This is a genomic window from Dietzia maris (assembly GCF_014144855.1).
Taxonomy (GTDB): domain Bacteria; phylum Actinomycetota; class Actinomycetes; order Mycobacteriales; family Mycobacteriaceae; genus Dietzia; species Dietzia kunjamensis.
Window position 1 is genome coordinate 1 of record NZ_JAALDN010000008.1, and the last position, 18,786, is coordinate 18,786.

14 protein-coding genes and 1 pseudogene are annotated in these 18,786 nt (G+C 68.4%); 3 read left to right on the plus strand and 12 right to left on the minus strand.

All coding sequences use genetic code 11. The annotated features are described in order from the left end of the window. From G6024_RS00240 to G6024_RS00265, 6 genes and pseudogenes are all read right to left on the minus strand, one after another. Positions 1 to 348: pseudogene (locus G6024_RS00240) on the minus strand (helix-turn-helix transcriptional regulator); the annotation flags it as partial. 11 nt (positions 349 to 359) lie between these two features. After that, the gene (pafA, locus tag G6024_RS00245; protein ID WP_119191679.1) at positions 360 to 1,766 is read right to left on the minus strand and encodes a Pup--protein ligase; all 1,407 of its coding nucleotides are present in this window, start codon (positions 1,764 to 1,766) and stop codon (positions 360 to 362) included. 6 nt (positions 1,767 to 1,772) lie between these two features. Next, positions 1,773 to 1,949, minus strand: a complete 177-nt coding sequence (locus tag G6024_RS00250) for a ubiquitin-like protein Pup (RefSeq protein WP_096905488.1) — start codon at positions 1,947 to 1,949, stop codon at positions 1,773 to 1,775. Between the two features lie 54 nt (positions 1,950 to 2,003). Continuing rightward, positions 2,004 to 3,521 carry a depupylase/deamidase Dop gene (gene dop / locus G6024_RS00255; RefSeq protein WP_119191680.1) on the minus strand — a complete coding sequence of 506 codons (1,518 nt, stop codon included), beginning with the start codon at positions 3,519 to 3,521 and terminating at the stop codon, positions 2,004 to 2,006. Further along, positions 3,518 to 5,218 (minus strand): proteasome ATPase, encoded by a 1,701-nt coding sequence (arc, locus tag G6024_RS00260; protein ID WP_119191681.1) that lies wholly within the window; start codon positions 5,216 to 5,218, stop codon positions 3,518 to 3,520. The genes dop and arc overlap by 4 nt, the downstream gene beginning before the upstream one ends. A gap of 97 nt (positions 5,219 to 5,315) precedes the next feature. Beyond that, positions 5,316 to 6,155 (minus strand): tRNA (adenine-N1)-methyltransferase, encoded by an 840-nt coding sequence (locus G6024_RS00265; RefSeq protein ID WP_119191682.1) that lies wholly within the window; start codon positions 6,153 to 6,155, stop codon positions 5,316 to 5,318. A 59-nt stretch (positions 6,156 to 6,214) separates the two neighbouring features. Between G6024_RS00265 and G6024_RS00270 the strand changes: the two genes are divergently transcribed. Together G6024_RS00270 and G6024_RS00275 are read left to right on the plus strand one after the other, a co-directional pair. After that, positions 6,215 to 7,126 carry a RecB family exonuclease gene (locus tag G6024_RS00270; protein ID WP_119191683.1) on the plus strand — a complete coding sequence of 304 codons (912 nt, stop codon included), beginning with the start codon at positions 6,215 to 6,217 and terminating at the stop codon, positions 7,124 to 7,126. Beyond that, a complete protein-coding gene (locus G6024_RS00275; RefSeq protein ID WP_159147557.1) occupies positions 7,126 to 7,893 on the plus strand; it encodes a thioesterase family protein in 768 nt (255 codons plus the stop codon). The genes G6024_RS00270 and G6024_RS00275 overlap by 1 nt, the downstream gene beginning before the upstream one ends. A 52-nt stretch (positions 7,894 to 7,945) precedes the next feature. Here G6024_RS00275 and G6024_RS00280 read toward each other — a convergent pair whose 3' ends face one another. The 6 genes from G6024_RS00280 to metH form a co-directional block, all read right to left on the minus strand. After that, a complete protein-coding gene (locus tag G6024_RS00280) occupies positions 7,946 to 10,102 on the minus strand; it encodes a DUF262 domain-containing protein (protein WP_159147554.1) in 2,157 nt (718 codons plus the stop codon). Positions 10,103 to 10,203: 101 nt separating this feature from the next. Continuing rightward, positions 10,204 to 11,055 (minus strand): ATP phosphoribosyltransferase, encoded by an 852-nt coding sequence (hisG, locus tag G6024_RS00285; RefSeq protein ID WP_120283213.1) that lies wholly within the window; start codon positions 11,053 to 11,055, stop codon positions 10,204 to 10,206. Positions 11,056 to 11,104: 49 nt separating this feature from the next. Further along, positions 11,105 to 11,368 (minus strand): phosphoribosyl-ATP diphosphatase, encoded by a 264-nt coding sequence (locus G6024_RS00290; protein ID WP_120283215.1) that lies wholly within the window; start codon positions 11,366 to 11,368, stop codon positions 11,105 to 11,107. Then, entirely contained in the window at positions 11,365 to 12,081 is a 717-nt protein-coding gene (locus G6024_RS00295; protein WP_159147555.1) for an HAD family hydrolase, read from the minus strand. Before G6024_RS00295 ends, G6024_RS00290 begins: the two co-directional genes overlap by 4 nt. A 131-nt stretch (positions 12,082 to 12,212) precedes the next feature. Beyond that, a complete protein-coding gene (locus G6024_RS00300; RefSeq protein WP_159147556.1) occupies positions 12,213 to 14,162 on the minus strand; it encodes a heavy metal translocating P-type ATPase in 1,950 nt (649 codons plus the stop codon). Positions 14,163 to 14,227: 65 nt separating this feature from the next. Continuing rightward, positions 14,228 to 17,788 (minus strand): methionine synthase, encoded by a 3,561-nt coding sequence (gene metH / locus G6024_RS00305; RefSeq protein WP_069390065.1) that lies wholly within the window; start codon positions 17,786 to 17,788, stop codon positions 14,228 to 14,230. Positions 17,789 to 17,837: 49 nt separating this feature from the next. Between metH and G6024_RS00310 the strand changes: the two genes are divergently transcribed. Next, positions 17,838 to 18,764, plus strand: coding sequence for a PAC2 family protein (locus G6024_RS00310; protein WP_067714429.1), 927 nt, complete (start codon positions 17,838 to 17,840; stop codon positions 18,762 to 18,764). Positions 18,765 to 18,786 lie beyond the last annotated feature (22 nt).

Below are 18,786 nucleotides of genomic sequence, written 5' to 3' on the forward strand. Positions count from 1 at the left end.
CCCGTCGGCACGCGCGGCCCGCTCCCCCTCGCGCCACACCTCGGCCGCGACGGCGAGCACGCCGGCCTGCTGGGGCGTGAGGGTGATGTCGGGCAGCTCGTACCCGTGGGCGGGGATGCGGTACCCGGCCGGCGATCCGGGGGCCAGCGAGGCGCCCTGTTCGAGCGGGACCCCGGCGTCGCGTAGCTCCCGCTTGTCCCGTTCGAACATCCGCAGGTAGGCGGCGTCGTTCTCGGCGTCGTCGTACCCCTGGACCATCCTGCGGATCTCCCCCGCCGACAGGAACGCGTTGGTCGACCTCAGACAGATCACGAGGTTGACCAGACGTTGGGACTTCGAGGTGGGCACGCCTGGAGACGCTATCGTCCGAGCGCGGCGACGAGTTCGTCGACACGCGGGTCCTCGTGGGCGAACGGGTCCGTCAGCGCGACGGTGGGCAGGGTGCCGTCGGAGACCTTGAGGTGGACCCAGTCCACGGTGAAGTCGCGCTCGGCGTCCCGGGCGGCCGTGATGAACCTGCCACGCAGCGCGGCGCGGGTGGTCTCGGGGGCGACGGTGCGGGCCCGCTCCACCTCGGCGTCGTCCACGACGCGGGAGACGAGCCCGCGGCGTTCGAGGACCGAGTGGAGCCCGCGTCCGGGCCGCACGTCGTGGTAGGTCAGGTCGATCTGGGACAGCCTCGGGTGGTCGAGGTCGACGCCGGTCTTGTCCTGGACCTGCCGGATGAGCCGCAGTTTGGCGGCCCAGTCGATGTCGGCGGCGATCGACTCGTGGTCCCCGGACTCGACGGCGTCGAGCACCCGCTCCCACAGGGCCACGCACCGCTCGATGTCGGGGCGATCGTCGCGCTCCCAGCCGCCGCTGTCGAGGTAGCGGTGGACCCCGGCGAGGAACTCCCGCTGGATCTCCAGCGCCGTCATGGTGGTGCCGTCGGTCATCGCGACGGGCCGCGTGCCGGTGAGGTCGCGGCTGATCTCCCGGATGGCCCGAACCGGGTGCGCCACCGCCATCGGGCGCAGCTCGACGCCCGCCTCGAGCATCTCCAGCACGAGCCGGGTGCTGGCGATCTTGAGCAGCGTGGTGGTCTCGATCATGTTGGAGTCGCCCACGATCACGTGCATGCGCCGGAACCGGGTCGAGTCGGCGTGCGGCTCGTCTCGGGTGTTGATGAGCGGTCGCGACCGGGTGGTGGCGGACGAGACGCCGTCCCACATGTGTTCGGCGCGCTGGGAGAAGCAGAACGTCGGTTCCTCCGTCTCGCCGAGTCCCACGCCCGCCGGGGTGCCGGGCAGGATCTTGCCGGCGCCGCAGAGGAGCTGCCGGCTCACGAGGAACGGCAACAGTGTGGTGGCGATGCTGCGGACCTGGGTGGCCCGGTCGAGCAGGTAGTTCTCGTGGCACCCGTAGGAGTTGCCCACCGAGTCGGTGTTGTTCTTGAACAGATAGACGTTGACGTCGATCCCCTCGGCGGCGAGTGCCTGCTCGGCCTGCAGGGCGAGGTCGTCGACGATCCGCTCCCCCGCCCTGTCGTGCGCGACGAGCTGGCGCAGGCCGTCGCATTCGGCGGTCGCGTACTCGGGGTGGGAGCCCACGTCGAGGTAGAGGCGGGAGCCGTTCTCCAGGAAGACGTTGGAGCTGCGCCACCGCTGCACGACGGGCCGGAAGAAGTAGCGGGCGATCTCGTCGGCGCCGAGGGACCGCGCGCCGTCACCGCCGACGCTGGTGATCCCGAACTCCGTCTCGATCCCGACGATGCGACGGATCATGGCGGTCTACTGCCCGCCCTTCTGGACGTAGGACTTCACGAACTCCTCGGCGTTGGTCTCGAGGATGTCGTCGATCTCGTCGAGCAGCGAGTCGGCGGAGGTGGTGTCGGCGGCCTTGGCGACCTGGCCGGCCTCGTCGTCACCGTCGGCGGGGCCGCCGGCGTTCTTCTGGATCCGGGACATGGACTTCTCCTTAACGGTGGGAGGTTCGGTGGTCGGAGGTGCGTGTCGGTGCGGTCACCACGGTGACGGTCCGTCGGTGGTGAGGAAGTCCGGGTGCGCCTCGCAGTACTCCCGGGTCCCGGTGTACGGGTCGGTGAGGTCGACGTGGCGCTGGTGGCCGCGTGAGTCGACGACGACGACGAGGTCCCATCCGGCGGAGTGGATGCTGTCTCCGAGTTCCGCGAGGAAGCGTCCCCTGGCCCAGGCCCGCGTCCGGGCGGGCGGGGTCGTGACGGCGGCCTCGACCTCGTCTGGGGTGGTCAGTCGGCGCATCGCGCCCTTCGCCACTAGACGGGTGTAGAGGCCGCGTTCCGGATCGATGTCGTGGTACTGGAAGTCGATGAGCGCGAGCCGCGCGTGGTCCCAGTCCAGCGCGTCGCGGGCGCGGAATCCCTCTAGCAGACGCAGCTTGGCGGGCCAGTCCAGGCGGTCGGCGCACGACATGGGATTCTGCTCGAGGGCCTCGAGGATCTCCCGCCATTCGGCGAGGACCTCGGTGGCCCAGTCCGGTCGGCCGGCTCCGTCGCCGACGAGGTCGGCGACCCGGTCCAGGATCTCGCGTTGGAGACCGATCCCGGTCAGTGCGCGGCCGTCGGGCAGCGGCACCGTGGCGGTCAGCGACGTGTCGTGACTGATGACGTGCACCGCCTCCACGGGGTCGACGGGCAGGAGATCGGAGAAGTCGACGCCCTCCTCGATGGCGTCCAGGACCAGGCACGTGGTGCCGATCTTGAGGTACGTCGCCAGTTCGGACATGTTCGCGTCGCCGATGATCACGTGCAGTCGGCGCCACGTCTCGTCGGACGCGTGCGGCTCGTCGCGGGTGTTGATGATCCCGCGACGCAGGGTCGTCTCGAGCCCGGTGAGCACCTCGATGTAGTCGGCGCGCTGGGAGAGCTGGAAGCCGGCCGTCTCGCCGGACTGCCCGATCCCCACGCGTCCGGCGCCGCAGAACACCTGCCGGGACAGCAGGTGCGGTGCCAGGCTCAGGGTCAGGGCGTCGAAGTCGACGTCGCGGCGGACGAGGTAGTTCTCGTGCGCGCCGTACGAGGCGCCCTTGCCGTCGACGTTGTTCTTGTACAGCTTGAGTTCGGCGTTGCCCTCGGTCGCCGAGGACTCGACCCCGGCGCGGTGCATGACGAGCTCGCCGGCCTTGTCCCAGATCACCGCGTCGCGCGGGGAGTCGACCTCCGGCGCGGAGTACTCGGGGTGTGCGTGGTCGACGTAGAAGCGCGCGCCGTTGGTCAGCACCCGGTTGGTCACCCCGAACTCGCCGGGGTCGTAGGCGCGCACGGCTCCCAGGTCGAAACCGCGGGCGTCGCGCAGGGGCGATTCCGACTCGTAGTCCCAGCGGGTCTCGTCGGCGCCGCCGGCGGACTCCCCGGGGTCGGTGTAGGCCTTGATCACCTGGGTGGAGGTGACCACCGAGCTGAGCAGGGGCTGCCCGACCGCGACGATGCCAAACTCGATCTCGGTGCCGATGATCCGGCCTCGCCCGACCTCACCCGACGCGTTCCGAACGGGAGGGGTCACTGGTCCACGCCCTTGTTGGGGATGGAGACGTCGACGACGCGCTCACCGCGGACACCGGTCAGCCGCGCCCATTCCTGCGGGTTGGAGGTGTTGGGCAGGTCCGCGCTCTCGGCGAACTCGGCGTCGACAGCGTCGAGGAAGTCGTCTGTGGTCAGGCCCTGCCCGGTGCCGTGGACGATGTCCTTGATCGCCAGCTTCTTGGCCCGGTCCACGATGTTGCGCAGCATCGCCCCGGAGGTGAGGTCGGCCAGGTACAGGGAGGATCGGCGGCCCGAGGCGTACACCAGGTGCACGTACGTGGTGGACTCGTCGCGCGTGTAGAGCCTGTCGACGATCCGGTCGATGAGGTCCGCCACGTGCGTCTGCTCGTCCGCGTCCCCGACCTCCTCCGGGTCGAAGCGCAGGTCGGGGGTGATGTACTTCGCCAGGATATCGGTCGCGGCGTCGCGGTCGGGCCGGTCGATGCGGATCTTCAGGTCGAGCCGGCCGGGGCGCAGGATGGCCGGGTCGATCATGTCCTCGCGGTTGGAGGCGCCGATCACGATGACGTTGCGCAGGTCCTCCACGCCGTCGATCTCCGCGAGTAGCTGGGGCACGATCGTGGTCTCCATGTCCGAGGAGACACCGGAACCGCGGGTGCGGAAGATGGAGTCCATCTCGTCGAAGAACACGATGACCGGGTTGCCCTCGGTCGCCTTCTCACGCGCCCGCTCGAAGATGGAGCGGATGTGCCGCTCGGTCTCGCCGACGTACTTGTTGAGCAGTTCCGGGCCCTTGATGGACAGGAAGTACGAGTTGGGATAGCGACCGTCGGAGACGTCGTCGCCCCGGGAGACCGCCGACGCGCGGGCCAATGAGTGCGCGACGGCCTTGGCGATGAGGGTCTTGCCGCAGCCGGGGGGCCCGTAGAGCAGGACGCCCTTGGGTGGGGCCAGGTGGAACTCGCGGTAGAGGTCGTGGTGGATGAAGGGCAGCTCGATGGCGTCGCGGATCTGCTCGATCTGCGGTCCGAGTCCACCGATGTCGGAGTACTCCACCATCGGGATCTCCTCGAGCAGGAGCTCGTCGACCTCGGCCTTGGGCACGACCTCATACGCCACGCCCGCCTTGGGGTCGACCAGCACCGCGTCGCCCGGACGGACCGGGGCGGGGTGCTCGGCGGTCCGACCGCCCCGCAGCGCGGTGGCCAGCACGACGATGTGCTCCTCGTCGTTGCCCATCACGACGCGGGCGCGGACGCCGTCGGCGAGTACGTCACGGAACATGGCGGTGACGCCCGTGACGGGCAGCTCTCCGGAGACCTCGAGCACGGTCAAGGCCTCGTTGAGACGCACCGTCGTACCGGCGGTGAGTTCGGCAGGGTCCACCCCCGGGGCGATCGCGAGGCGCATCCGCCTACCCGCGGCCATGACCTCCACGGAGTCCGGGCCGGAGGGTCGGGCCAGGACCACGCCGTAGGTGCTGGGCGGGGTGCCGAGTCGTTCAACCTCACTCTTGAGCGCCTCGAGCTGGTCGCGCGAGTCCTTGAGCAGGTCCGCGAGCCGGACGTTGCGGGCGCCGAGGGCGTCGATCTTGATCGTCTTCTCGCGGTCCGAACGGGCCCCCTCGTCCACGGCCTTGCGCAGCCGTGCGAGCTCGGCCCGGTCGATGGCGACCCGGTCCTGCCCGTCGCCGGCCGGGGATCGTCCCTCGGTCACGCGATCACCTGCCCTCCTGGTCGTCGACGAGTCACCTCGTCGTCGTCCCCTCCACCTTATCGGCGGACGCGGGCGCAGGTCCCTGCGAGTCCGCCGGTCAGCCCTTTCCGCTGCGCCGCTTGGGCTTGAGGGTGGTCACGCCCTCGGCGAGCCGGCGGGCGGTCACGAGGAACGCCGTGTGGCCCTGCATGCGGTGCTCCGGACGCACGGCCAGGCCGACCACGTGCCAGCCGCGGTTGATCGACTCCCACGCCCGGGGCTCGGTCCAGCACTGCTGACGCCGCAGGGCCTCCACGACGTCCGACAGCTGGGTCGTGGTGGCCACGTAGGCAACCAGCACCCCGCCGGGCACCAACACGTCGCTCACCGTGGGCAGGCACTCCCAGGGCGCGAGCATGTCCAGCATCACGCGGTCGACCTGGCCCCCCAGCGCCTCCACGGAGGTCTCGGCCAGGTCCGCGACGCGCAGATCCCAGTTCTCGGGGTGCTCGCCGTAGAACGTACGGACGTTGCGCTCGGCGTGCTCGGCGTGGTCCTCACGGATCTCGTAGGAGAACACCCGCCCCTCGGGGCCCACGGCCCGGAGCAGTGAGCAGGTCAGCGCGCCGGAACCGGCACCGGCCTCCAGGACGCGGGCGCCGGGGAACACGTCACCCTCGTGCACGATCTGCGCGGCGTCCTTGGGGTAGATCACCTGGGCGCCGCGCGGCATGGACAGCACGTAGTCGGTGAGGAGCGGCCGGAGCGCGAGGTAGTGGGAGTCCTTGGTCGAGGTGACGATCGACCCCTCCGGCGCACCGATCAGGTCGTCGTGGCGGACGGCCCCGTGGTGGGTGAAGAACTCGGCGCCCTCGACGAGGACGACCGTGTACTTGCGCCCCTTGGTGTCGGTGAGTTGGACGCGGTCGCCCACGACGAACGGACCGGATCGCTGCACAGGACCTCCAGGGGGGACATACGGGCCGGTTGTCCGACCGGTTGTCTACCCTGCCAGGTGTGACGGATCCCCTGGAAATCGGCGGCATCCCGGCAGCGGGCGACGTACCCCTGCCGGAACGCAAGCCCCTCGCCCTGTCCGCCTCGCGCGCGGCGGACTTCCGGCAGTGCCCGCTGCTGTACCGCCTGCGCACCATCGACCGGATCCCGGAGCCCAAGACCCGCGCCCAGGTGACGGGCACCGTCGTCCACTCGGTGCTCGAGGAGCTCTACGGCCTCGAGCAGGCCGACCGGGCGCCGCAGCGCGCCGCGGACCTCGTCCCCGCCGCCGTCGAGAACTTCTACGCGGCGGAGGACGGCGCCGACGTGGTACCTGTGGCCGAACGCCCCGGGTTCGAGGCCGAGGTCGCGGGCCTGGTCTCGGCCCTCTACGGCGTCGAGGACCCGCAGCGCTTCTCCCCCGCCTCGTGCGAGCAGTACCTGCTCACGGCCACTCAGTCGGGCACCCCGCTCCACGGCTACCTCGACCGGGTCGACGTGGCACCGACCGGCGAGGTCAGGGTCGTCGACTACAAGACCGGCAAACCCCCGAACCCGCGGTACCAGCACCAGGCGATGTTCCAGATGCGCTTCTACGCCCTGATGTACCACCGCGTCCACGGGGTGCTCCCCGCGCAGCTCAAACTCATCTACCTCAAGAACGGCAGCTGGCTCACCCTCACCCCGGATCATGCATCCCTCGGAGAGACCGAGGCGTCCCTCGACTCGCTCTGGTCGGAGATCGAGCGGGCCGGGGAGACGGGGGACTTCCGCCCCCGTACGTCCCGCCTGTGCGACTGGTGCAATCATCAGGCCCTGTGTCCGGCGTACGGCGGTACCCCGCCGGAGTACCCGGGGTGGCCCGGGACGCGGGTGGTACCAGCCGGGACGGACACTCTGCTGTCAGGTCAGGGAGAACCGAGGAGAACATGATGACGGAGGCCTACTTCGAGCCGCTGGGTACCGACGACGGCTGGGAGGTCTTCCGAGCGACGCCGCACACCGTGAGCGCCTGGGGCCCCGACCTGCAACACGGGGCCCCGCCCTCTGCCATCCTCACCCGGGCCATGGATCGGCTGGACCCGTCCGAGGAGACGCGGATCGCACGGGTGGCGGTCGACCTGCTGGGTCCGGTCCCGCTGGGCGAGTTGCGGACGCGGGCGCGCGTCACACGACCGGGCCGGCGGATCCAGCTGGTCGAGTCCGAGCTCGAGGCGCGGGGACGGATCGTCGCCCGGGCGAGCGCGTGGCGGATGCTCGTCAGCGACACCGCGGAGGTCGAGCAGACGCTGGATCAGCCCCGCCAGCTTCCTGGGGCCGATCACAACAGTGAGTTCTTCAACCGCTGGACCAGCGGTTACATCGACTCTCTCGAGATCCGGGGTGCCGAGGACGGCACGGTGTGGGCGCGGCCCACCCTGCCGCTGGTGGCAGGTGAGGAGACGACCCCCGCCGAGCACGTGATGTGCGTGGCGGACATCGCCAACGGCGTCGGAGCGGTCCTCGAACCCCACGAGTGGCGATTCCTCAACACCGACGTCGTCACGCACCTGCACCGCCGGCCCGTCGGGCAGTGGATCGGGGTGACAGCGCGGGCCTCGATCGGTCCCGACGGGGTGGGCGCGACCACCGGAACTCTCTTCGACGAGGTCGGTGCGATCGGCCACACCCTGCAGGCATTGCTGGTCGAGCGGGTCTGAGTTCAGACCGGCGAAGTGCGCCATGCCGTTCTCAGCTGCAAAGGCACTCGGACTAGACGGTTCGGTAGACCGCTACTTTCCTCGTCGTCCTGTCGACCCAGAACCCTGAATACTCCTGCTCGTGTGCCGTCAGCCACTCGTCGAGCCGGGACCGGGTTAACCCCCGTCGTTTGAAGGCAGATGATTCCATCGCACAGATCTGATTCGTGGTCAGGTATCCCCCCGGGACAACCCGCCGCAGGCATTCGAGGAGATGATCCTCGATCGATCCCGTGAAGGACTTCTCCGCGGATGGATTGACACCGGCGCCCCGACTTGCCGTGGGCGTGGAAGCCGCCCGTGGCCTCCTCGGCAGTGGCGGAGCGGGTGCAGCGGACGAAGTGCCGAAGATCGGCGCTTGAGGCGGCTCCGAAGTATCAGCACGGCGGCCGACAGGTCGCGGACCATCGGGAGTTGAAGATAGAGGCAATTCGGAGACCGGTGAAAGTCCGCCTACAGGAGCCGGGGGTCGTCGAGTGTTCGAAGCTGGGCGCTGGCTGCCCGAGACCGTTGGGCCAGCCCAAAGAGACGCGACGCGATCCGCTAGTTCCACCGCTCGGTCGAGGATCTCGGCGCTGCCCCATTCCCGGTGTGCGGCGATCTCGACGTTGAGGGCCAGTTTGCTATTGCGAAGGATCTGGCGTTTCAGGGCGAAGTGATTGTTCCCCATCTCCTGGTTCAAACCCGTCAGCGTGAGATTGCCTAGGCAATGGAGCTGCATTTCTGGATCGATTCCGTCAACTGTTCGGATCGGGCCTTCCCACGACGGCGGCGGTTTTTGCGGGAGGATATGCTCGATGGAAAGCGCGTCTGAGTTGAGTAGGCCGAGTTCTTTGTGCCCGAAGGACTCTTCCAATCCGAGCAACACATGGCGGAGCGTCGGATTTCGCGTGACGTTGTACAGCCGCTCGCGAAGTGCGTTCTCTCGGAGTTCAGTGTCGTTCGGCCAGCGATACTGCGGACGCGACAGTATGCTGCGAATGCGCGATGGGATAGGTTCCGCGAAGTCCAAATCCTGTGGTATCCGCGTGAACAATCTGTTCAGGCCTGCAGCCGTCAATCCGGCGAGTGTCCTGCGAACCAAGAATGATTCTGCGTAGTGCAGCGCCAAGACTACGTCATCCTCACCAATCCGGCCTTCAGCATGACCTTCAAGAAGGAAAAGCGCGAGCGGATGGACGGTCTCGTTCCCCACTCGCTTAATTCTCCGCAGCGCAGCGCCGATCGCGGGATTTGGGGTGGTCTCAGGGAACAGAATGTTCCGCAGGTAGGTGCTTCGGAGACGCAGGTCCCGCACAAAGTCAACCACGTCGTTCTCGTCTGCTGCACGGCGCGCGAGTCTAGTTTTCTGGGCCTGGTAGGTGTTCTTCTTCGACAGGGTCGGGGAACCTCGCAAGACCATATCCAGGTAGGCGAGGTCCTCTATTCGCTCGGAGCCGATGTTCTTCTCGATATCCGCCCACATCGTCCGATGTACAAGATCGCCCTGAGTTGGCAGCATCATAAAAACATGGTTGCGAAGCAGATCGCCCTGTGTCAGAGACAGGCCTTTATCGTTAAGCGACTCGAAAATTCTGAAGGTGTTGTCATCCGGGGACAATGATATCGCGATTATCTCCATCCGCGAGGCAATCACGTTGAGTAGCTTGGAGAGCTCCGGATAGTCGAGCTTGCTCACCATCGCGCTGAATTCGTCGTAGGCGTTAAGGATTTCAGAGGAGCCAGCCGGTCGACTCGTTCCGTCAACCAAGTGCTCCAGCGCCTCCCGATCCAATTGTGTCGGAAGAAGTTTTGGACGTGATTCACCGTTTTCGTGTCGGTTGATCAAGTAGATGTCGTTAGTCTTGTCGGCCGCGCCATCTTGCCCCAACGTCCGAAGTCGATCGCGAATCGCGAGGACAAAAATGTAGAGGCTGGTGAGCCGTTGTTGCCCGTCCACCACCAGGACGCGCATGATGCCGAAGAAGCTGCTACCGGTCGCAGGTGCCAAGACAACGGAACCGAGAAAATGGTTTTCGTGAGTGTCGAGGTCGTCGAACTTTTCGAAGATGTCATCGGCGAGCGTCGCACGGTGCTTCTTGGACCAACTGTATGGGCGTTGGTATAGGGGGACGAGCAGTTGCCGCTGCCCGTCCACCAACTCGCTAAAGGTGCGCTGCTCTGCCCTCATGCCCGCGAGTCTAACAGCGGGTGTACTGCGTTCACTTCAACCGGCTCGTGGGCCTTCTGTGGGTGGGATCGTCCACCGGGAATTCAGGATAGTTCGGGGGTTCAGCCCATGCGGCAGGAGCGGATGTCGGTCGCGATGACCGACTTCGCACCGGACGCGGCGAGCTCGTCCATGATCGAGTTGACCCGCTTGCGCGGCACCATCGACCGGACGGCGATCCACGCCGGGTCCGCCATCGGCGAGACCGTGGGCGACTCGATGCCCGGCGTGATCGCCGAGACCTCGTCGAGCAGATCCTTGGGGCAGTTGTAGTCGAGCATCATGTACTGCTGGGCGAACACCACGCCCTGCAGGCGCGCCCTGAGCTGTGCCATCGCCCCGGACACCTCGGCGTCCGCCCGGGAGATCAGCACGCCCGAGGAGTCGCACAGGATGTCGCCGAACGCCTCCAGGCCGTGGACCTTGAGCGTCCGTCCGGACCCCACGACGTCGGCGATGCAGTCGGCCACTCCCAGTTGGATCGAGATCTCCACGGCGCCGTCGAGGCGGATGACCTCCGCCTCGACCCCCCGCTGCTGGAGGTCCCGACGGACGATATTGGGGTACGAAGTCGCGATCCGCGCGCCGGCGAGCCGGTCGGTGGACCATCCCGCCCCGGCGGGACCGGCGTAACGGAAGGTGGAGTGGCCGAAGCCCAGATCGAGGAGCTCATCGACCTCGGCCATGGAATCCGCGGCCAGATCCCGGCCGGTGATGCCCATCTCGAGGCGGCCGGAGCCCACATAGACGGCGATGTCCTTGGGGCGCAGGAAGAAGAACTCGACGTCGTTGTCCGGGTCGATCAGCGTGAGGTCCTTGCTCCCCTCGTGCCGACGGCGGTACCCCGCCTCGGCGAGCATCTCGGAGGCGGACTCGGACAGGGCGCCCTTGTTGGGCAGTGCGACGCGCAGCATGACGGGGGCTCCGGAATCTGTGAGCGTGAGGGTGGACGCGGGGCGGGGTCTAGAGATGTCGGTAGACGTCCTCGAGGCCGAGTCCGCGCCTGAGCATCATGACCTGGGTCCAGTACAGGAGCTGGGAGATCTCCTCCGCCAGTTCCTCATCGGACTGGTACTCGGCGGCGATCCACACCTCACCGGCTTCTTCGATGACCTTCTTGCCCAGATGATGCACACCCTTGTCGAACGCGGCGACGGTGCCGGACCCCTCGGGGCGCGCGGTGATGCGCTCGGACAGCTCGGTGAACAGCGAGTCGAAGGTCTTCACACGCTCGATTGTCCCATAGCCGCACCCACGGGTGTGCCGGAGGTGAGCCCGTGGAGCGCCGCGGTGTCGACGCCCTCCAGGGTGTCGTGGGTGTGGGCCCCGACGACGCCGGGCTGGCCGTCGGTCGACGGGATGTACAGCACCCGGCAACCGGCGGCGACCGCCGCGGTCGCGCCGGTGACGGAATCCTCCACCGCCACCGCCGAGCCGGGCTCCACCCCGAGCCGGGCACACGCGAGGAGATACGGGTCCGGGGCGGGCTTGGCGTCGGTGACCATGCACCCGGTGACCACCACGTCGAAGCGGGAGCGGTCGATGAACTCGAGGGGCACCACCGCGACATCGGCGGTGGTGTTGGTGACCAACGCGACCGGGGTCCCCGTCGACGCGATGTCGGCGAGGAGATCCTCGGCGCCCGGCCGCCACCTCATATCGGTTCGCATCAACTCGGTGACCCGGGAGTTGAGGCGGTGGGCGAGGCGGTCGAACTCCTCGCCCACGATCCGGCGACCCGTGTACTCGCCGAGGATCTCGAAGAACCCGTGGAGGGAGTTGCCCAGCGTCCTCTCGCGGGTCGTCTCGTCGAGGGGGCGCCCCAGGTGCTCGGCGAGCTCGTACACGGCGATGTCCCACAGTCGCTCGGTGTCGACGAGGGTGCCGTCCATGTCGAGACAGACGGCGGACGGAACACGGTCAGAGGAATTGCTGGTCACGGCCTACTGTCTACCCGAGTCAGGTGAACCGGGGGTGACCCGAGGCGCCGAGGGGACGCTCGCCCCGTGCCGTCCGCAGTCCCACCCAGCGGATACGGCATACGCACGTTCCACGCCGGTCGCCGGCCGTGTCATCCCCGGTGGGAGGCGATCTCGTCGTGTGGTTCCGACGGGATCGTTTCGAAGTCGCTGAGCTTCCGAGGCGCCATCACCACTCGCGCCGAGTTGAGGATCGCGAGGACGTCGATGACCTCTTGTGCGATCGCGCCGGCGAGAGGGCTGAGCAGGCCGAAGACGGCGAGGAGCATCCCGATCACCGAGGCTGCCATCCCGCCTACCGCTGACTGCAGGGCGATCCGCCGCATCCGCGCGCCGATGTGCAACAGGTCGTCGAGGCGCTCCAGCGAGGAGTCCAGCACCACGGCGTCGGCGGCCTCGGAGGTCACGTCGGAGGTGGCGCCGAACGCGACTCCTGCGGTCGCGGCAGTCATCGCCGGGGCGTCATTGATGCCGTCGCCGAGGAACAGCGTCGGCCCCGCGGCCGTGCGTTCGCGGACGATCGCGAGTTTGCCCTCGGGACTGACCCCGCCGTACACCTCACTGATGCCCACGCGGTCTGCCAGCCGGCGGACCTCGGCCTCGCGGTCACCCGAGATGATCATCATGCGCTTGACACCGTGCGCGCGGGGCAGGTGGGCGATGAAGTCGCCGGCCGTGGCCCGCGGCTCGTCACGGAACCGGAAAGTGGCGGCGTACCGGTCGTCGACGAGCACGACGGATTCCATCCCGGTCTGCGTCGCAGGCAGGAGCACGAGTGCCTCGGGATCGACCGCGGCGAGTCCGCGGCGGTTGGTGAGTCGGAGGCTGCGTCCACCCACCTCACCGACCAACCCGGCGCCGGGTTTCTCGGTGACGGAGCTCAGTGGCGGCGTGTCCAGCCCCCGTTCGGTGGCCGCATCGACGACGGCTCTCGCGAGTGGGTGTCGGGAGTAGACCTCCACCGCCGCCGCGGTGGACAGGACGTCATCGGCATCCGTTCCGGGCCGCGCGATGATCTCGGTCAGCACGGGCCGACCGTAGGTGAGCGTGCCGGTCTTGTCGAACATCATCGTCTCGACCCGTGCGACCTCCTCGAGCATCGCCGGGTTCCTGATGATGATGCCGCGCTTGGCGGCTAGCGATATGGCCCCGATGATCGCGACGGGGACTCCGATGAGCAGCGGGCACGGGGTCGCCACCACGACCACCGCGAGGAAGCGAGTCGGATCGCCGGAGATCGCCCATCCGAGAACGCCCAGGGTCAGCGCGACCAACGTGTACCAGGCTCCGAGGCGGTCCGCGAGACGACGCATCGGGGGCCGGTGCTCCTCCGCCTCGCGGAGTACGCCGACTATCTGCGCGTAACGGGAGTCGGCAGCGACGAGTTCGGCTCGGACGGTCAGAGCCGCGTCGCCGTTCACGGCACCGGAGAGCACCTGGGAACCGGGGGACTTGGGCACGACGTACGGCTCACCCGTGAGGTAGGACTCGTCCATCGCGCCGTCGCCCTCCACGACCTCGCCGTCGACGGGACACAGCTCGTGGGGCAGGACCAACAGCAGGTCACCGACCCTGACGTCGTCGGCGCGGAGGTCATCCACGCCCTCGGACGGTGAAGTACCGCGGAGCCGGTGGGCGATGGACGGGCTGCGTCGCGCCAGGGCGTCGAGGATCGCCGATGCCCTCCGTGACGCCGCGGCCTCGAGGGCCTCTCCGCCCGACAGCATCAGGACGATGATCGCGGCCACCAGCCATTCGGAGAGCAGAACTGCGGTGACGATCGACACCGCGGCGAGCATGTCCGCTCCCCCCGCGCTCCTCACCGCCGATCGAACTACTCCGATGATGAGGGGAACACCCCCTACCACCACCACGGCGACAAGCGGGGCGCGGATCACCCACTGCCCTGCGGCCGTGACGCCGGGGTCGGCGGACGCACTCGCGATCAGGTACACCACGATCGCCAGGACGGTGGCCACCGCGAGCGCGCCCTGGCGCGAGGCGACGAACGTGCGGAGCGCCCCGTCCCGGGTGGTGTTCATTCACTCATCATCACCCGGGAGGAGGGCCGCCCACCAGCAAGGACAGGCTGTCCTGCGTGCCCGCCTCAGACGTTGAAGTACTTGGCCTCCGGGTGGTATAGCACGAACGCGTCGGTCGACTGCTCGGGATGTAACTGCAGTTCCTCGGAGAGTTCGACGCCGATGCGCTCGGGCTCGAGCAGATCGACGACCACCTTGCGGGACTCCAGGTCGGGGCAAGCGCCGTAGCCGAAGCTGTACCGGGCACCCCGGTACTTGAGGTTGAAGTACTCCTCGATGCTGTCCGGGTCCTCGTCGGAGACCGTGCCCTCGGGCAGGCGGAGTTCGTCGCGGACCCGTCGGTGCCAGAACTCGGCGAGGGCCTCGGTGAGCTGCACGGACAGGCCGTGTACCTCGAGGTAGTCCCGGTAGTTGTCCGCGGCGAACAGCTCGTTGGCGAAGTCCGCGATGGGCGTGCCCATGGTGACCAGCTGGAACGGCAGCACGTCCACCACTCCCTCGGCCTCGCAGCGCTCCTTGGAGGCCAGGAAGTCGGGGATGGCCAGGAAGCGCGGTCGCTGCTGGCGCGGGAACGCGATCTTGTGGAGCACCTCGGCGTCGGGGCGCGGCTCGGCGAGCACCCAGATCTCCTCGCCCACCGAGTAGGCCGGGAAGTAGCCGTACACCACGGCCGAGTGGGACAGGATGTTCTCGGTGGTCAACCGGTCGATCCACGAACGCAGGCGGGGCCTGCCCTCGGTGGCCACGAGCTCCTCGTAGTCCGGCCCGTCGCCGCTGCGGGTGCCCCGCAGGCCCCACTGGCCGAAGAACAGGGCACGCTCGTCCAGGTGACCGGCGTAGTCCGCCACCGGGATCCCCTTGGCGATCCGGGTCCCCCAGAACGGAGGGGTCGCGATCGGCTGGTCGGCCGCGACGTCCGACCGCTCGGGGACCACGACGGGCTCGGCCTCGGCGGCGCGCTTGGCGGCGATCCGCTCACTGCGAGCGCGGCGCTCGCGGCGTTCTTCGGCCTTGGCCGCGGACTCCGACGACTGCGACATCGGGACCCCGGTCCGTTTGGACGTCATCACCTCGTCCATGAGCCGCAGGCCCTCGAACGCGTCCCGCGCGTAGAACACCTCACCCTGGTACATCCCGGCGAGGTCGACCTCGACGTAGGACCGGGTCAGCGCGGCGCCGCCGAGCAGGACCGGGAACTCCCCGGCGATCCCCTCCGAGTTGAGCTCGGCGAGGTTGTCCTTCATCACGACGGTCGACTTCACGAGCAGGCCGGACATGCCGATCACGTCGGCCTTGTGCTCGCGGGCCGCGGAGATGATCTCCGAGATCGGCTGCTTGATGCCGATGTTGACCACGTCGTAACCGTTGTTGGACAGAATGATGTCCACGAGGTTCTTGCCGATGTCGTGCACATCGCCCTTGACCGTGGCCAGGACGATGCGGCCCTTGCCGTCCTCGTCGCTGGCCTCCATGTGGGGCTCGAGGTGGGCGACCGCGGCCTTCATGGTCTCCGCCGACTGCAGGACGAACGGCAGCTGCATCTGGCCGGACCCGAAGAGCTCACCCACGGTCTTCATCCCGCCGAGCAGGTGGGTGTTGATGATCTCCAGAGGGGGGATCTCCGCCATCGCGGCGTCGAGGTCCGCCTCGAGTCCCTTGCGCTCGCCGTCGACGATCCTGGCCGACAGCCGCTCCATGAGCGGCATCGCGGCGAGCTCGGCCGCGCGCGCGTCCTTGGCGCCGGCCGCGGACACGCCCTCGAACAGCTCCATGAACACCTGGAGGGGGTCATATCCCTCACCGCGACGGTCGTAGACCAGGTCGAGGGCGACCTCCCGCTGCCGCTCGTCGATCTTGCTCATGGGCAGGATCTTGGAACTGTGCGCGATCGCGGTGTCCAGACCCGCCTGGATGCACTCGTGCAGGAACACCGAGTTGAGCACCTGGCGGGCGGCCGGGTTGAGGCCGAACGAGATGTTCGACAAGCCGAGCGTGGTGTGGATCTTCGGGTGTGACCCGGTGAGTCGGCGGATGGCCTCGATTGTCTCGATGCCGTCGCGGCGGACCTCCTCCTGGCCGGTCGAGATGGGGAAGGTCAGACAGTCGATGATGATGTCCTCCTCCGCCACCCCCCAGTTACCGGTGAGGTCGGAGATGAGCCGCTCGGCGATCTCGACCTTGCGATCCGCGGTCCGGGCCTGGCCCTCCTCGTCGATGGTCAGTCCGACCACAGCCGCGCCGTGGCGGGAGACCAGCTGCATGATCCGCTGGAAACGGGACTCCGGCCCGTCGCCGTCCTCGTAGTTGACCGAGTTGACCGCGCAGCGGCCACCCAGCTTCTCCAGACCGGCCTCGATGACACCGGGCTCGGTCGAGTCGAGCATGATCGGCAGCGTCGAGGAGGTCGCGAGCCGGCCGGCCAACTCCTTCATGTCGTCGGAGCCGTCCCGGCCGACGTAGTCCACGCAGAGGTCGACCATCTGCGCACCGTCGCGCATCTGCTCCTTGGCGATGTCCATGCAGGTGTCCCAGTCGCCGGCGAGCATGGCCTCGCGGAACCGCTTGGAACCGTTGGCGTTGGTGCGCTCACCGATCATGAGGATCCCGGCGTCGGCGCGCAGGGGGGTCGAGCTGTACAGCGAGGCGACCGCGTTGACGGGCTCCACCCGACGCTCGGCCTTCTCGCGGCCCAGGACCTCGTCGCGCAGGCGGGTGATGTGCTCGGGGGTGGTGCCGCAGCACCCGCCCACCATCGACAGGCCGAACTCGGAGACGAAATCGGCCACCTGCGGCGCGAACGCGTCGGCGCCCAGGGGGTAGACGGCGCCGTGCTCACCGAGCTCCGGCAGTCCCGCGTTGGGCATGACCGACACGGGGATCCCGGCGTGCCGGGACAGGAACCGCAAATGCTCGATCATCTCGGCCGGACCCGTGGCGCAGTTGAGGCCGATCATGTCGATGCCCAGCGGCTCCAACGCGGTCAGGGCCGCGCCGATGTCCGAGCCGAGCAGCATGGTGCCCGTGGTCTCGATGGTGACGTGGGAGATGATCGGCAGCCGCCTGTCGGCGGCGGCCATCCCGTCCTGGCACCCGAGCACCGCGGCCTTGACCTGGAGCAGGTCCTGGCTCGTCTCGATGAGGTAGGCGTCCGCGCCACCGCGTGCCAGCCCCTCGGCGGCCTGGGCGTAGGCGTCCCGCATTTCCTCGAAGGTGGTCTGCCCCAGGGAGGGCAACTTGGTGCCCGGCCCGAGGGAACCCAGCACCATCCGGGGGGTCCCGTCCTGGGACGGACCCATCTCGTCGGCGACCTTGCGGGCGATCGCCGCGCCCTTCTCCGCGAGCTCACCGATCCGGTCGACGATGTCGTAGTCGCCCAGGTTGGACAGGTTGCAGCCGAAGGTGTTGGTCTCCACCAGATCGGCGCCAGCGGTGAAGAACGCCCGGTGGATGTCCTCCACGACGTCCGGACGCGTGGCGTTGAGGATCTCGTTGCAGCCCTCCAGGCCCAGGAAGTCCGCGTCCACATCAAGGTCGACGGCCTGCAACATCGTGCCCATCGCCCCGTCACCGATCAGTACTCGCCGACGGGCGGCATCCAATAAGGGCGAATCGAAATCGACAGACATGGCCCCAGTGTATGGGTGGGGAACAACCGGACGAACGTAGGCTGTACTAATGACTGTCCAATGGAGTCCCGACGGGCATCTCGATCTGGAGAGCCCGGTGATGATCGTGGCCTTCGAGGGCTGGAACGACGCCGCGGACGTGGCGACCGGCACCATCGAACACCTCGCCCTGAACTGGGAGGCCCGCCAGATCGCCGAGGTCGGCGGTGACGAGTTCTTCGACTACCTGGACCAGCGGCCCGTCGTCCGGATCTCGGGTGGGGTGTCCCGCTCGGTCGAGTGGCCCCGGGTGGTGGTGTCGGCGTGTCGACCGGACGGGTTCGCCGCGGACGTGTTGTTGGTGCGGGGGCCCGAGCCGGCCCTGAAGTGGCGCCGGTTCGCCTCGGAGTTCGTCGACCTGGTCGACACCCTCGGGGTGTCCCAGGTGATCCTGCTGGGGGCCTACCTCGCCGACGTGCCGCACACCCGTCCGGTCCCGCTCACCGGCGCGGCGTTCAGCCGGCAGCGGATGGCGACGATGGGCGTCGAACCGTCGGACTACGAGGGGCCCACCGGGATGTCCGGGGTGCTCCAACAACTCCTCACGGAGGCGGGGGTGCCCACGCTGAGCGTGTTCGCGGGGGTCCCCCACTACGTGGCCTCGCCGCCGAACCCCCGCGGTACCGAGGCGATGCTGTCCTGGATCGCGGAGAACCTGGGCATGGCGGTGCCGATGGACGCGCTGCGCGTGCAGGCGCGGACGTGGGCCGACCGTGTCGACGCCGCCGCGGGCGAGGATGAGGACCTCCGCGACTACATCCAGTCCCTCGAGGACCGGATGGACGAGGACTCCGGGGTGACCCCGGGGGTCGACCCGGAGCCCGACCGCGGCCGCGCGTCGGGTGGGGAGGCCATGCCGCTGGTCGACGGCGATGCGATCGCGGCCGAGTTCGAGCGCTTCCTACGGGGCGAGCGGGACGAGCCCGACGCCGGGTGACCCGCGGCCGGCCGGGTCGCGG

What these genes read in the sequence shown, in the direction of transcription:
- pafA (WP_119191679.1), bottom strand. Translation starts at nt 1,766, where the DNA reads ATGATCCGTCGCATCGTCGGGATCGAGACGGAGTTCGGGATCACCAGC.
- G6024_RS00250 (WP_096905488.1), bottom strand. Translation starts at nt 1,949, where the DNA reads ATGTCCCGGATCCAGAAGAACGCCGGCGGCCCCGCCGACGGTGACGAC.
- G6024_RS00275 (WP_159147557.1), top strand. Translation starts at nt 7,126, where the DNA reads ATGACGGAGGCCTACTTCGAGCCGCTGGGTACCGACGACGGCTGGGAG.
- G6024_RS00280 (WP_159147554.1), bottom strand. Translation starts at nt 10,102, where the DNA reads ATGAGGGCAGAGCAGCGCACCTTTAGCGAGTTGGTGGACGGGCAGCGG.
- hisG (WP_120283213.1), bottom strand. Translation starts at nt 11,055, where the DNA reads ATGCTGCGCGTCGCACTGCCCAACAAGGGCGCCCTGTCCGAGTCCGCC.
- G6024_RS00300 (WP_159147556.1), bottom strand. Translation starts at nt 14,162, where the DNA reads ATGAACACCACCCGGGACGGGGCGCTCCGCACGTTCGTCGCCTCGCGC.
- metH (WP_069390065.1), bottom strand. Translation starts at nt 17,788, where the DNA reads ATGTCTGTCGATTTCGATTCGCCCTTATTGGATGCCGCCCGTCGGCGA.
- G6024_RS00310 (WP_067714429.1), top strand. Translation starts at nt 17,838, where the DNA reads ATGACTGTCCAATGGAGTCCCGACGGGCATCTCGATCTGGAGAGCCCG.